This is a genomic window from Arthrobacter sp. Rue61a (assembly GCF_000294695.2).
Taxonomy (GTDB): domain Bacteria; phylum Actinomycetota; class Actinomycetes; order Actinomycetales; family Micrococcaceae; genus Arthrobacter; species Arthrobacter aurescens_A.
Window position 1 is genome coordinate 848,334 of record NC_018531.1, and the last position, 13,922, is coordinate 862,255.

Annotated in this window: 15 protein-coding genes; 12 read left to right on the top strand and 3 right to left on the bottom strand. The window is 62.3% G+C overall.

Annotated features, from left to right (window positions below; translation table 11 throughout):
• Nucleotides 1-57 precede the first annotated feature (57 nt).
• The 7 genes from ARUE_RS24025 (at nt 58) to ARUE_RS04070 (ending at nt 6,124) form a co-directional block, all read left to right on the top strand.
• The gene (locus ARUE_RS24025; RefSeq protein ID WP_162486109.1) at nt 58-195 is read left to right on the top strand and encodes a hypothetical protein; all 138 of its coding nucleotides are present in this window, start codon (nt 58-60) and stop codon (nt 193-195) included.
• A gap of 183 nt (nt 196-378) precedes the next feature.
• A complete protein-coding gene (locus ARUE_RS04045; RefSeq protein ID WP_011773591.1) occupies nt 379-2,649 on the top strand; it encodes a carbon starvation CstA family protein in 2,271 nt (756 codons plus the stop codon).
• 12 nt (nt 2,650-2,661) lie between these two features.
• On the top strand, nt 2,662-2,853 hold the full coding sequence (locus tag ARUE_RS04050; RefSeq protein ID WP_011773592.1) for a YbdD/YjiX family protein: 192 nt from the start codon (nt 2,662-2,664) through the stop codon (nt 2,851-2,853).
• Between the two features lie 91 nt (nt 2,854-2,944).
• Entirely contained in the window at nt 2,945-3,601 is a 657-nt protein-coding gene (locus tag ARUE_RS04055) for a bacterial proteasome activator family protein (protein WP_011773593.1), read from the top strand.
• A gap of 8 nt (nt 3,602-3,609) precedes the next feature.
• Nucleotides 3,610-4,050: a hypothetical protein gene (locus ARUE_RS04060; RefSeq protein WP_011773594.1), complete on the top strand. Its 441-nt coding sequence runs from the start codon at nt 3,610-3,612 to the stop codon at nt 4,048-4,050.
• A gap of 136 nt (nt 4,051-4,186) precedes the next feature.
• Nucleotides 4,187-5,026: an aldo/keto reductase gene (locus tag ARUE_RS04065; protein WP_043469787.1), complete on the top strand. Its 840-nt coding sequence runs from the start codon at nt 4,187-4,189 to the stop codon at nt 5,024-5,026.
• A 141-nt stretch (nt 5,027-5,167) separates the two neighbouring features.
• Entirely contained in the window at nt 5,168-6,124 is a 957-nt protein-coding gene (locus tag ARUE_RS04070; protein WP_011773596.1) for an AsnC family transcriptional regulator, read from the top strand.
• On the opposite strand, the gene ARUE_RS04075 is transcribed toward ARUE_RS04070, so the two are convergent.
• Nucleotides 6,105-7,553 (bottom strand): amidase, encoded by a 1,449-nt coding sequence (locus ARUE_RS04075; RefSeq protein WP_014920816.1) that lies wholly within the window; start codon nt 7,551-7,553, stop codon nt 6,105-6,107. The two genes, ARUE_RS04070 and ARUE_RS04075, sit on opposite strands and share 20 nt — an antisense overlap.
• Nucleotides 7,554-7,827: 274 nt before the next feature.
• On the opposite strand from ARUE_RS04075, the gene ARUE_RS04080 reads away from it, so the two are divergent.
• The 4 genes from ARUE_RS04080 to ARUE_RS04095 all read left to right on the top strand — a co-directional run bounded on the left by ARUE_RS04080 (nt 7,828) and on the right by ARUE_RS04095 (nt 11,319).
• Nucleotides 7,828-8,589 carry a DUF5058 family protein gene (locus tag ARUE_RS04080; protein WP_011773598.1) on the top strand — a complete coding sequence of 254 codons (762 nt, stop codon included), beginning with the start codon at nt 7,828-7,830 and terminating at the stop codon, nt 8,587-8,589.
• A gap of 64 nt (nt 8,590-8,653) precedes the next feature.
• A complete protein-coding gene (locus ARUE_RS04085; protein ID WP_011773599.1) occupies nt 8,654-9,388 on the top strand; it encodes a hypothetical protein in 735 nt (244 codons plus the stop codon).
• A 43-nt stretch (nt 9,389-9,431) separates the two neighbouring features.
• Nucleotides 9,432-10,661, top strand: coding sequence for an amidohydrolase (locus ARUE_RS04090; RefSeq protein WP_014920817.1), 1,230 nt, complete (start codon nt 9,432-9,434; stop codon nt 10,659-10,661).
• A 40-nt stretch (nt 10,662-10,701) separates the two neighbouring features.
• Nucleotides 10,702-11,319 (top strand): DUF3592 domain-containing protein, encoded by a 618-nt coding sequence (locus ARUE_RS04095; RefSeq protein WP_502691470.1) that lies wholly within the window; start codon nt 10,702-10,704, stop codon nt 11,317-11,319.
• A 29-nt stretch (nt 11,320-11,348) separates the two neighbouring features.
• On the opposite strand, the gene ARUE_RS24030 is transcribed toward ARUE_RS04095, so the two are convergent.
• Together ARUE_RS24030 and ARUE_RS04100 are read right to left on the bottom strand one after the other, a co-directional pair.
• Entirely contained in the window at nt 11,349-11,486 is a 138-nt protein-coding gene (locus ARUE_RS24030; protein WP_162486110.1) for a hypothetical protein, read from the bottom strand.
• Nucleotides 11,487-11,907: 421 nt separating this feature from the next.
• Nucleotides 11,908-13,401: an NAD-dependent succinate-semialdehyde dehydrogenase gene (locus ARUE_RS04100; protein ID WP_011773602.1), complete on the bottom strand. Its 1,494-nt coding sequence runs from the start codon at nt 13,399-13,401 to the stop codon at nt 11,908-11,910.
• A 183-nt stretch (nt 13,402-13,584) separates the two neighbouring features.
• Between ARUE_RS04100 and ARUE_RS04105 the strand changes: the two genes are divergently transcribed.
• On the top strand, nt 13,585-13,830 hold the full coding sequence (locus ARUE_RS04105) for a hypothetical protein (protein ID WP_286140373.1): 246 nt from the start codon (nt 13,585-13,587) through the stop codon (nt 13,828-13,830).
• Nucleotides 13,831-13,922 lie beyond the last annotated feature (92 nt).

Here is a 13,922-nt window from a genome sequence, read left to right on the forward strand (position 1 = left end):
GCCGGTGGACTGGCCGCCTCAGCAGGCGTCCTCCTGGCAGCACGTTTTGGTGCGCCGATGATCGCCACCGCACTCTACGGCCAAATCCTCACCATAGGACTTGCAGGCACCCTCGGGGCCATCACAGGAAGCCTCCTCGCTGCCACTCTCAGCCGCGAATCCCGGCTCTTCAAATATTTCAAGGAACGGAACTAGGCACATGGTCGCATCGGCGAGCAGGGTTGGCCGTTCGTCGCACCCTCGCCGCCGTTCGGCGCCGGATGTATGATGCTCCGGTGCGTTCCACATTGCACCAGTAACCTCCTTGGTAGCATGCCGGTGACGCGTGACTGCCAGGGCGGGCGTCCACGGCGGCAGAGCAGTTCTCAAGGAGGAGATATGGGCAAGGTTCCTGACCAGACCGGACTCGCGGAAGGACTGGATCCCACACTGCCTGCACCGGCCGTGGATGATTCTGTTCGCGAAGCCGAAGAACGAAAGTGGACTCCGGCCAAGATCGGGCTTTGGGTGGCGATTTCGCTGCTGGGAGCCGTGGCATGGTTCATGCTTGCGCTGGTTCGCGGCGAGACCGTCAACGCGATCTGGTTTGTCTTCGCTGCAGTCTGTACCTATTTGATCGGCTACCGGTTCTACTCCAAGGTTATTGAGCGCTATCTGCTCAAGCCCGATGATCGCCGTGCCACCCCTGCCGAGTACAAGGCCGATGGCAAGGACTACGTCCGCACGGACCGCAATGTCCTTTTCGGGCACCACTTCGCGGCCATTGCGGGCGCCGGCCCGCTGGTGGGACCCGTCATCGCGGCCCAGATGGGTTACCTTCCCGGCACAATCTGGATCATCATCGGCGTCGTCCTCGCCGGGGCAGTGCAGGACTACCTGGTCATGTTCTTCTCCATGCGCCGCGGTGGACGTTCCCTGGGCCAGATGGCACGTGAAGAATTGGGCGTCATCGGCGGCACTGCTGCCCTCATCGCAACCCTGCTCATCATGATCATCATTGTGGCCATCCTCGCGCTGGTGGTGGTCAACGCCCTCGGCGAGAGCCCGTGGGGCGTGTTCTCCGTGGGCATGACCATCCCCATCGCGTTGTTCATGGGCGTCTACCTGCGCTTCATCCGGCCGGGCAAGGTGATGGAGGTGTCCATCATCGGCTTCGTGCTCCTGATGGCAGCCATCATCGGCGGCGGCGCCGTTGCCGGTACCGAGTGGGGTGCGGCCTTCTTCCACTTGGACAAGGTCACCATTGCCTGGGGCATCATCATTTACGGTTTCATCGCCGCAATCCTGCCCGTCTGGCTGCTCCTGGCTCCGCGCGATTACCTCTCCACGTTCATGAAGATCGGCGTGATCGTGATGCTCGCGCTCGCCATCATCGTGGTGCGGCCGGAGATCACCGTCCCGGCGTTCAGCGAGTTCGCCAGCCGGGAGAACGGCCCTGTGTTCTCCGGCGCACTGTTCCCGTTCCTGTTCGTCACCATCGCTTGTGGCGCCCTGTCCGGTTTCCATGCGCTCATTTCTTCGGGAACCACACCCAAGCTGATCGAGAAGGAACGGCAGACCCGCTTCATCGGTTACGGCGGCATGCTGATGGAGTCCTTCGTGGCCATCATGGCCTTGGTGGCCGCGATCTCGATCGACCGTGGCATCTACTTCGCCATGAACGCACCTCTGGCCCTTACCGGCGGCACTGTGGAATCCGCGGCGCAGTGGGTGAACAGCCTTGGCCTGGCCAATGTGAACATCACCCCGGACGTGCTGGCCCAGACCGCAAAGGACGTCGGCGAGGAAAGCATCATTTCCCGTTCCGGTGGCGCTCCCACGCTGGCAGTCGGTTTGGCGCACATCATGCAGCAGTTCATCGGCGGACCGGGGATGATGGCTTTCTGGTACCACTTCGCCATCATGTTCGAAGCCCTCTTCATCCTTACCGCCGTTGACGCAGGCACCCGTGTTGCCCGCTTCATGCTGCAGGACTCCATCGGCAACTTTGTTCCCAAGTTCAAGGAGGCCTCGTGGCGCCCCGGAGCCTGGCTGTGCACCGCCATCATGGTGGGTGCGTGGGGTGCCGTGCTCCTGATGGGCGTCACTGATCCGCTGGGTGGCATTAACACGCTCTTCCCGCTGTTCGGCATCGCCAACCAGCTTCTCGCTGCCATTGCGCTGGCGGTGTGCATGGCCATCACTGCCAAGCGTGGCGTGTTCAAATGGCTGTGGATCGTGGCAGCTCCGCTGGCATTCGCGGCGGTTGTGACCATCACTGCCAGCTTCCACAAGATCTTCTCGCCTGTCCCCGCAGTGGGCTACTTCGCGAACAACCAGGCCTTCTCCAAAGCACTCGCTGACGGCAAGACGGAGTTCGGCACGGCCAAGACCGTCGCTGCCATGGAGGCTGTGGTCCGCAACACCATGATCCAGGGCGTGCTTTCGGTCATCTTCGTGACGTTGAGCATCATCGTGATCGTTGCTGCGCTGATTGCCACCATCAGGGCCATCCGTGCCGGCGGCGGTCAGGACCACGAGGACCCACCGGTTCCTTCCAAGGTGTACGCACCGGCGGGGCTGTTCCCGACGGTTGCTGAGAAGAAGTTGCTCGCGGAGTGGAACGCCTTGCCTGCGGAGAAACGGACCCAGAAGGCCGGCCATCACTGATGAAGGCTACCAATGAACACCGTCGTTAAAGGCCTCCGGGGCTTCGCCACCTACATGGGCTCGCTCATGGGTGCTGACGCGTACCGGAAGTACCTTGAGCATTTCGAAGCAAGCGGCCATTCCGGTCCCGCCATGACTGAACGCGAGTTCTGGCGGGACCGGATGGACCGGCAGGACAGCAACCCGCAGGGCAGGTGCTGCTGAGGCAGCACCCGGAAGGGAGTTTCGCTACGAACGAAGTCCAAATTCAGGGCCTGGACAGTGGTTCGCGTAAAGCACATGAGAGTATGAACGAATGAGCGATCTGAACAACATTCAGCCCACGGATGAGGCTTCGGACGACACCCCCGTGGAAGGAACCACGCTGGACGAGGGTACGGCAAGCCCGGAGGAGCAACCAGCCCCGCAGGGGGAGTCCGCGAAGGAGTCAGCCAAGCCCAAGGGCGGGAACCTTCACGAACTCGTGGATGAGCCGGCCAAGGTGATGCGTATCGGCACCATGGTCCGCCAGCTCCTGGAGGAAGTTAAGGCTGCGCCCTTGGACGATGCTGCCCGGGGTCGACTGGCCGAGATCCACGAGCGGTCCATCAAGGAACTTGAAGATGGGCTGGCTCCGGAACTCATTGAGGAGCTGGAACGGATCAGCTTGCCTTTCCCTGACGAGAAAGCGCCCTCCGATGCGGAGCTTCGGATCGCGCAGGCACAACTCGTCGGCTGGCTGGAGGGCTTGTTCCATGGCATTCAGGCCGCGATCGCCGCTCAGCAGGCTGCCAAGGAACACGCGGCCGCGCAGATGCAACTCCGTCAACTTCCGCCGGGGACTGTCATTGCGCCGGGTATCGTCATTGGCGAGAATGGCCAACCGCAGCGGGCGGCTGCACCCGGTGCACCCGGCGCTGCTGCCCAGGGCCGCAGGGAAGACCCCGACCACGGCCCGGGCCAGTACCTCTGAGTTCCCAGGTGGGTTTCTTTGGGGCCGTCCGGCAAGGGCGGAAGGACGATCTGGAGCTGGGCAAGGGACTGTGGCGCCGTGCCCATGACCGTTTTCACCGGGGGCTGGACCGATACCACCAAGTCCTCGAGGGCGTTGATGATGAGCAGCTCTATAACGAGCTCGTTCAGATAGCTAACGAACTTGCCGAGCTATCGCCACGCGTGAGGACTGTCTGCGTCGAGGCGCAGAAGAGGTCTCCAAGCGATGGACTGGATGTCCCGGGAACACTGGCCGGCGTGCACCGAGCCCTGTCCAAAGCAGGAAACTCCCTGGCGACCACAGCCGAAGCCGCAGCCATGTTGAGGTTGGCCGTGGGACCCGTTCCAGTAGGCGCATTGTCCGTTCGGCGACGGGCCGAATCGGTCTTTGAGCAGGTTGCTGACGCGGAGCGCCAACTCAACGCCTAAGCAGCAGCACATTAAAGCCGCGCGTGCGCAACTACCCGCGCGCGCCCTTATTCCCTGTTTGCAAGAAGTTAAGCGCATAGCTGATCCGCGTAACATTCGGCCGTTTTGACAAACGTTTGCTGGCAGGATGGCAGACATGACTTCGTCACCAACACTTACTTTCAACGACGGCAACACCATCCCCCAGCTCGGCTACGGGGTGTGGCAAGTTGAAGACGATGTAGCCGAAAAGGTGGTGCGCCAGGCTTTCGAGGCCGGCTTCCGCCACATCGATACCGCCAAAATCTACGGCAACGAGGCTGGCGTCGGCCGTGCCATTGCTTCCTCCGGCCTCTCCGCCGAGGAAATCTTCATCACCACCAAGCTGTGGAACGCTGACCAGGGCTACGAATCCACACTCGCGGCTTTTGAAGAGTCCATGGACCGTCTCGGCCTCGAGACTCTGGATCTTTACCTGATTCACTGGCAGCAGCCCAAGCAGGAAAAGTACGTTGATACCTGGAAGGCCCTGATCGAGCTCAAGAAGCGCGGCCGGGTCAAGTCCATCGGCGTCTCCAACTTCACCAAGGAAGGCCTGCAGCACATCATCGATGAAACCGGCGTTGTTCCGGCCATCAACCAGGTAGAGCTGCACCCGTTCTTCAACCAGGCCGACCTTCGTGAGTTCAATGCTTCCAAGGGCATCCTGACGCAGGCTTGGTCCCCGCTGGGCCAGGGTGGCGAGCTCTTGGAGAGTGCCACCGTGGCTGAGATCGCGGCCAAGCACGGTGCAACTCCGGCCCAGGTCATCATCGCCTGGCACCTGGCCATCGGAAACGTGGTGATCCCCAAGTCCGTCACCGAGTCCCGCATTCAGGAGAACTTCGAGGCTCTCAACGTCACACTGGACGCCACCGACGTCGAGGCCATCAACGGCCTGGACCGCGGTGCTGAAGGCCGCATCGGCCCGGACCCGGCAGTCTCCGACTTCGCCTAACCCGACGCCTGACCACGGTGCCCCGTCCCCTTCCTTGGGGGCGGGGCACCTGCCGTTAACGCTCGACGGCGGCACTCGCCGTCGTGTCACAGCCCCCCGAGTCCGTGGTGAAATTGATCGACCCAGACGGACGGAGTTTGCATGGTGGTGTTTGACGCATTGGAGCGGCAGATCGTGGCTGCCCTCCAACAGGATCCCCGCTGCCCTTGGCGGAAGATGGCGGCCGTCCTCGGCGAAGCTGAGCGAACTGTTGCCCGCCGGGGATCGCTGTTGTTGGAGTCCGGCTCCGTGGCTGTGGTGGGTATCCGGCCCAGGCCCGCCGTGGTGCTGGTGGAGATGCGCTGCATGCCCGGAACGGTTCGGGCGGCGTCCAACGCCCTCGCGCAGCGTGCCGACACCACGTTTGTTTACACCACCACCGGCACCGGTGACTGCGTCGCGGAAATACTCACGGAACCGTCCCGGATGGGCGATGTTCTTTCCGATGAGTTGCCCTCCACCATCGGCTTGCGTGATTCCACCAGCTATCCCGTGCTCCGTTACTTCAGGACCATCCGAGGGTGGCGGCCGGAGGTTCTCGCCCCTGACAAAGCCGAAGCGCTCCGGTCGGATCTCACCAAGGATTCCGGAATCCTGGTGCCGCTGCAGGACCTGAGCCGCCAGGATAATGAACTCATCGATGCCCTGTGCGCCGATGGCCGGGCGAGCTTCGAAGCGCTTGGGCGCCGTGTTGGCGTTTCGGAAGCAACTGCCCGGCGACGCAGCGAATGGTTGCTGGCCAACAATCACATCCAATTGCGGGCGATCGTTGAACCGGCTGCCTTTGGACTTGGCGTTGAGGCCCTTCTCTGGATCCGCGCATCGCCGCAGCATGTTGAGCGCGTGGGACGGAGCCTCGCTGAGCTTCCCACGGTTCGCTATGCCGCGGCGATTGCCGGGGACTACCAGATCGTGGCTGACGTCACTGTGGAGGACATGTCGTCCCTCTACCGCTTCATCACCGACTCGGAGTGGGCGCAGGAGGCCACCGGAGTGGATGTGTCCATTCTTCTCGATGCGCGGAAGCGCGGCGGACGGATTATGCGCTCATCGTCGTAAGGGGTGCAGGCCTCGCCGTCATGACAGGAGCGACGGCGGCGTACCCCGTCTGCTGCTCAAAGGCGCGTCCGTAACGGAGCAGCTGCATATCCGTGTAGTGGTTGCCCGCGAGCTGGAGGCCTATGGGCAATCCGATGGAGCTGAAGCCCGCCGGCACGCTGAGCACAGGCAGTCCGGTGGCAGACAGCAGGCAGGCTGATCGCATCCAGTCCAGGTACGTCTCCGAAGGGACACCTGCCACGTCTGTGGGATACCGCAGCGTCGCGTCGAAGGGGAGCACTTGGGCGCAAGGGCTGGCGAAAAGGTCGTAGCGTCCAAAGAACTCCTGGACGCTGCGTTCAAGGCGGCTTCGGGCGGCCGCAGTTTCAATGAGGTCACGGGCAGTCAAAGCGAACCCCTTATTGACGTTCCAGTGCACTTCCGGCTTGACCACATCCCCGGCCCGCTCAAGGATAGGCCCGAGTCCCGCGGCGAAGTCCATGGCTCGGGTATTGCCGAACACCAGGTCTGCTTCGCTGAAATCCGGAGTGGCTTCCTCCACGATCGCCCCCAGGTCCTCAAAGATCGCCAGTTGCCGTTCCAGATGGTCCAGGATCTCCGCTTCTACGGGAACGCCGATGCCAAAGTCACGGGACCAGCCAATACGAACCCCACGCATGTCAGTCTCCAGGCTGGACCGAAAAACTTCCGGATCGAGCCCGGCCGGGTGCGGGATTCGGGGATCCTTGCCCGCGGTCACGGACATAAAAAGGGCAATGTCCTCAATGCTCCGTGCCATTGGTCCTGTCCGTCCCAGCCACGAGTAGGCGTTGATGTCGGACGGCATGGGGATGACCGCCGTCGACGGCCTGAAGCCCACCACATTGCAGAAGGAAGCCGGGATGCGGAGCGATCCGCCCATGTCGCTGCCGTCGCCGATGCTTTGGACGCGGGAGGCGACGACGGCGGCCGCCCCGCCGCTGCTGCCGCCTGCACTCAGGGTGGGTGCGTACGGGTTGGTGGTGGTTCCGAAGAGATCGTTGAACGTGTGCGATCCGGCTCCAAACTCGGGAACATTCGACTTTCCTGTGCTGATCACTCCGGCCGCTTTCAGCCGCGCAATGATGAGGTCGTCGGCGTCGGGAACAAAGTCGCGTAAGGCGAGGGAGCCTTGGGTGGTGCGCATTCCGGCAGTGTTGTTGGTGTCCTTATGCGTCATGGGAACGCCGTGGAGCGGAGGGAGCAGGGCGCCCGAGGCCGTCAGCTGGTCGGCGCGGTGCGCCACGGCCTGGGCTCCATCGGCATCGAGGGTCACCACGGCATTGATTACGGGGTTTACTTCGGAAATGCGATTGAGGTGTTCGGCCAAGACCTCGCGCGCGGAGACTTTCTTCTCACGGATCGCTGCGGAAAGTTCGACGGCGGACAGCTCGCCAATGGTGTCAGGCATGGTGCTCCTTTGCTGGATTGCTTCTCCCTGAAAGTGTGTCGGGTCACACTGTGCCGGGGTAGCTCTGTCGCCACCGCAGGCAGGCTTTGACTGATTCAGCCAGCAACGTGGCTGATTCCGTCAGCTATTGTGTGTGATCCGGCTCATAGCAGAGGGTGATGGTAACCCACTGGCCGATCTGGTCGATGGGAGAAGATTTGCCCCGCGGCGCCACATACCGCACAGCGTCGTCCGGATGCGGACTTGCCAAGGGGCCAACACCTGGGAGGTTCCCATGCACCAACCCCTGGCACTTCAACCACTCGCCCCCACTGATTCCACTGACATCACGGCAATTGCCAACAATCCCGTCCTCTGGATCTGCGTGGCGGGCGTCTTCGGCGTCATCATCATTCAGTCCGTCATCTTCATGAAGGCCGCCCGACGTGCTGCTCCCTCCGTGGACATGAGCACCCAAGACATCAAGACCTCGTTCCGGTCCGGGGCAGTCTCGGCCATCGGCCCCTCCCTGGCGGTATCGCTGGTGGCCATCGCCCTCCTAGGCCTTTTCGGCGCCCCGGCGGTCCTGTCCAGGATTGGCCTGATCGGCTCCGCTGCCTATGACGTTTCGGCCGCAGGCATCGCCGCCGGTTCCATGGGTGCCAAGCTGGGCGACGCCAGCTACACGCAGAGCGTCTTCGCCGTGGCGTTCTTCGCCATGAGCATCGGCGGAGCGATGTGGATGCTCGCCACCCTGATCCTGACCCCTCTGCTGCGCAAGGGAGACGCCAAGATCCGCTCTGTGAACCCCGCTGCCATGGCCATTGTTCCGGCAGCCGCCCTGATCGGCGCCTTCTCCTGCCTGGGGCTCACCGAACTGCCCAAATCCGCGATTCACGTGCTGTCCTTCGTTGTCTCCGCGGCGGTCATGGGCACCTGCCTGCTGCTGGCCAAGAAACTCGGCAAGAGCTGGCTGCGTGAATGGGGACTCGGCATCTCCATTGTCATCGGCCTGACCGCCGCCTACCTCGCCGTCGGTCCGGCCGTCGGCTCCTGACGACATCGCCCCTCACTCAATCGGCATCCGTCGTCATCCCCTGAGCTCGAAAGGAACACCCTTCATGTCTTCCATCACTTCCGCTCCCGCCACCACTAGCACCGCCATGGCGGACTTCAACCGCACCACCTCCCGCTGGGGCCAGATCACCATGATCGGCGGCCTGCTCATCTCCGTGGCCGGTCCCTTGTACCTGGTCTTCGCCACCGGCCTGGACATAGGCCCGGCCCAACTCTGGATCGCGTTCGCAGCCGTTGCTGCCACGTTCGGCATCATCTGGATCGTCGAGCCACTCACGTACTACCCCATCCTTGGACCTGCCGCGATGTACCAGGCGTTCATGATCGGCAACATCTCCAACAAGCTCCTGCCGGCGGCACTGATCGCCCAAACCAACATCGGCGCAAAGCCGGGCAGCAAGCGGGCGGAACTGGCCGCCGTCGTCGCCATTTGCGGAGCCGCCGTAGTCCACCTGATCTCGCTGGCGATCTTTGTTGGCCTGCTGGGTAGCTGGCTGATCAGTGTCATCCCACCGTCGGTATTGCTCGTCACCCGGCTTTACGTGCTGCCCACCGTTCTTGGCGCCGTACTGGTACAGGCGATCGTATCCATGAAGCAACCCCGCACCACCGTGTTCGCCTTGCTGGTCTCAGCCGTCGTCGTGTTCGTTGTGCTGCCGCTGGTGCCGTCGCTCGCGATGGTGTCAACCGCCATTGCCGTTCTGGGCACCATCCTGCTGGCGTGGTTCTTCCGAGGGAAAGCCGCCATCACTGAATCGAAGCCCATCCACATCGAATAGCAGTACCCGGAACAAGCCCGCATCCACCAGGAAGACAGGACCCATGACGTCAACAGCTACCGCCCTCCAGCTCGATTCCGAACAGACCACCAAGCTCCACAGCCTGTATCGGCACCTTCACGCACATCCGGAACTCTCCATGCAGGAGTTCGCCACAGCCAGCTTGATCGAGAAGCAACTGGACGGCTTGGGAATCGAGCACTTCCGCTGCGGCGGCACCGGAGTGGTGGGAATTCTGCGTAACGGCGACGGACCCGTGGTGGCCTTCCGCGCCGATTCCGATGGTCTGCCCATCGAGGAAGCTACCGGGTTGGACTACGCCAGCACGGATACAGGCACACTGCCGGACGGCACGGTAGTTCCGGTCATGCACGGCTGTGGCCATGACACCCATGTGGCCAGCCTGCTGGGTGCCGCCGAGGTGCTCGCCGGCAGCCTGGACGCTTGGTCGGGGACGCTGGTGTTGATCTTCCAACCCGGTGAAGAGACTGCGGCCGGCGCGCTCGCCATGCTCGACGACGGACTCTGGGATAGAGCACCGCGGCCGGAAGTGGTCTTCGGGCAGCACGTCATGCCCCGGCCGGTGGGAACGGTTGCGATTTCCAGCGGACCGGTATCCGCCATGGCAGACTCGCTCAGGGTCACGGTGCACGGCCAACAGTCGCACGGCTCCCAGCCACAGGATTCCATCGACCCCATCGTGATGGCCGCGCACATGGTCACGCGGCTGCAGGGGATCGTGTCCCGCGAGCTGGACCCGCGGAAGTCAGCCGTCGTGACGGTGGGGACATTCCATGCCGGCCTCAAGGAAAACATCATCCCGGCCTCCGCCGAGTTCACCCTCAATATCCGCACGTTCGATCAGGACGTCCGCGGCCAGGTCCTCGCCGCCGTCCGCCGCATCATCGAGGCAGAGGCCGTCGCGTCCGGGGCGCCGAAGCCGACCATCGAGGAAATGTACCGCTTCCCGCAATGCTTCAACGATCCCGACGCCGTTCCGTCCGTTATCGGGGCACTGCGGCTTGCGTTGGGGGATGAGGCAGTCGAAATCACCCCACCGATGATGGGCAGCGAGGACTTCGGGCACCTGGGTACCGCCATCGGAGTGCCGTCAGTGTTCTGGATGTTCGGCGGCACGCCCGCGGCCGGACACGAAGGACCTGGTCCCACTCCGGTTAACCATTCGCCGTTCTTCGCTCCCGAGCTGGAAGGGTCGCTGGCCGGGGGAGTCTCTGCCGCCGTCGCCGTCCTCCTTTCCCGGCTGGGCAACTGACGCCCTGGATGCGGGTCCAAGTATCCGGGCCCGCATCTGGATTGCCGTCACCGCTTTCCTACAAGACGGCCACGATTTCCCGTTTCTCATCTGCGGCTGCGATGCGTGTGACCAGACCGCTGAGAGCGAAGCGTCCCGCTTGGAGATGTTGGTCCTTGGCTGCCAAGTAAGATGCGGAGTACCCGCGGCTGATGTGATCGTGAGGACTTGGCGTGGGGGAACACTTGTGAAAATCGTGCTTTACGTAGTTTGGGCTCTCTTTGTCGTCGCCGTCGTATGGGCGCTTTGCCGCACCATCAAAGACATGAGGCGGCGAGAAACGTTGATGGCGGATTGGCCTAAAGTCCTCGCGACCGTGACAGGCAGCCGGCACGGCTGGACCACCGGCGTGGGCAACTCCAGCCGCAACCGCCGTTTCTGGCCGTACTACCAATTCAGCGACGCCCGCGGCGATGTTTTCCGCGGAGAGTCGGACATCTCCACGGCGGTCGAAACTGAACCAGGGTCGCCGCTGGCTGTGGCCTATAACCCGGCAGATCCCAGTGAGTCCTATCAAATGGTGACGCAGTCCAAAGTGGTGGGTGGCTGTTTGATTCCCGCTTTCGCCTTCTTTGCTGCGGGTTCATTGTGGTTTATCGGGATCTTCCCCGTGGGCTGATAGCGTGCAAGACAAAACCCCGCATCACATCACATGCCTACGGATTCGTCCAGCTCCCGTGTCACCAAGATCCCCATGCGGAGTTCTGTGGCCACGTCGCGCAATGATGCGACGGCTGCCTGAAGTCGTTCGTCACGTTCCTCACGACTATCGGCAATTACACTCACTGAATTTCGCTTCCCGTGTGCTTCTTGCATGCTGGGGTCTTTCTTGTCGGAAGGTTATGTGGCAGGCCCTGCTTCAATGGTGAGCGCCGAACCGCGCTGGCGAATTTCAGGTCAGGTATCTAAAAACTCCCCACCCTGGGGTGCAGACGACGCAACCTGGTCGGTGGCGTGCCCCGAACGTAGGTCTCCGCCTGGCCGAAGAGGACTGAAATGATGCCGGGGCGCCGCATCCGAGACAAATCAACGAGGGTCGCAGATTCTGTTGTAACTCCGGTTCCTGACGGTCAAACTCCTCAGCTTCCCACTCTCTGCCGTCCCGTTCGCTCTTTGCCCATCTCATCGCATCAGATCGGACGTGACTGCGGCCCATGGTCGCCCGGCAGCGCATCCACGGACCGCAGTCGTGCCACTATCGGACTTCCTAAGCCTCAGCCGGAACGGCGATGCCGACGTACTGGGTGGAAAGGTATTCTTCAATGCCCTCGAGTCCACCTTCGCGGCCGAGCCCGGATTGTTTCACTCCGCCAAAGGGTGCTGCTGCGTTGGAGATGATGCCTGCATTCAAGCCCAGCATTCCGGTATCAAGCTTCTCGCTCACCCTCAGCCCACGGTTCAGGTCCCTGGTGAAAACGTAGGCAGCAAGCCCGTACTCCGTGTTGTTGGCCAGCCGGACCGCTTCTTCCTCCGTTGAGAAAATCACGATAGGTGCGATAGGGCCGAATATTTCCTCGGAAAGAATGGGCGATCCTTCGGTGACTCCCGTGAGAATAGTTGGCGGGTAGAAGTAACCTGGCCCATCAACGGGGGTCCCACCCGTTATTACAGTGGCGCCGGCGGTTACCGCGTCCGTCACCAGTGAGTGAATTTTGTCCCTGCTCTTGGCATCGATCATGGGTCCGATCTGCGAGTCGGGCTCCGTACCTCGGGCGGTATTCAGCGAGGCCATGCGTGCGGCAAACTTCTCCGTGAACTCGTCAGCAATTGAGTCCTGGACGATGAACCTGTTCGCTGCGGTGCAGGCTTCGCCCATGTTGCGCAGCTTCGCAAGCATGGCGCCGTCTACCGCGGCATCAATATCCGCATCGCCGAAGACAACGAACGGCGCATTTCCACCCAATTCCATCGAGGTGCGCAGCACTGTCTCCGAGGCATCGGAAAGCAAACGCCTGCCGACTTCGGTTGAGCCGGTGAAGGAGAGTTTCCGCAACCTGGAGTCTTTGATCAGTGGCCCGGTGGTGGCGCCAGCCCTCGTGGATGGGACCACGTTGAGAACCCCGGCGGGAAGGCCGGCCTCCTGCAGGACCTGAGCGAATAGCTGGGACGTAAGGGGAGTCAATCTGGCGGGCTTGAGCACCATGGTGCACCCTGCGGCCACGGCGGGGGCGATCTTCCTCGTGGCCATCGCCAGCGGAAAATTCCACGGAGTAATCAGAAGGCAGGGACCCACCGGCTTCTTTTGAACCAGAAGCCGTGACTTCCCATCGGGAGACACCGAATAACGGCCCCATGTCCGGACTGCCTCTTCTGAAAACCAGCGCAAGAACTCGGCCCCATAGGCGACTTCGCCCTTGGCTTCGGCCAGCGGTTTGCCCATCTCGAGCGTCATCAGCAAGGCAAAGTCGTCCGCTCGCTCTGTGACCAGCTCGAACGCGCGGCGCAGGATTTCACCGCGTTCCCTCGGTGCCACGGCCCCCCATGTCTCCTGGGCGGCAGCGGCTGCATCGAGGGCGGCCAAGCTGTCTTCGGCGGCAGCGTCAGCGATGCTTACCAAGACCTTGCCAGTGGCGGGATCTTCAACGTCGAATGTCGCTCCGGAGGCGGCCTGACGCCATTCGCCGCCAATCAGAAGGCCAGTGGGTACTGAGGCGAGCAGCTCGCTCTCACGCAGCTCGCTCTCACTCAGGGCAAAAGTCATCTTGTTCTCCTTGCTATGTGGTGTGATCCCGATTCTATCGTTTGGTGGACAACATGTCTGCAGTGTGGGAAAAATAGTTTCCTGCAATATGAGTGAGAATGCGGAGGCTTCCGTCGGAGGAAAGGTCCGTTGACCAAGTCGGCTGCTGTTCTTAGAGCACTCGCCGAGCACTCGCCGCTTCGGGTGAGCACTGTCGGGCAGCCGCCTGAGGCGACGGGGGAGCCTATGAGTTCGCTATACAGGTTGCTTTCTTCGCTGGACGAAATTGGCGGGGTGGAACAAGGCACCCCACGAGGCAAGTTCCGGTTAGGCCTGGCATCCACCAGCAGGGCTGTGCTCGTGCTCGCTTCCCCTCCCGGCATGCTTGCCAGCCTGTCAGGCGTCCCCCTTGAAGGGTTGACGACCAAGCCCCTGACACCGGATGCCTGATGGGCGTGTGTCGTCGCACCTTTTGTCACCGGCAGCCTGCCCCCCTATCAATCAGCCTCATCGCACACCTCCATTCTGAATTCTCATGCCAT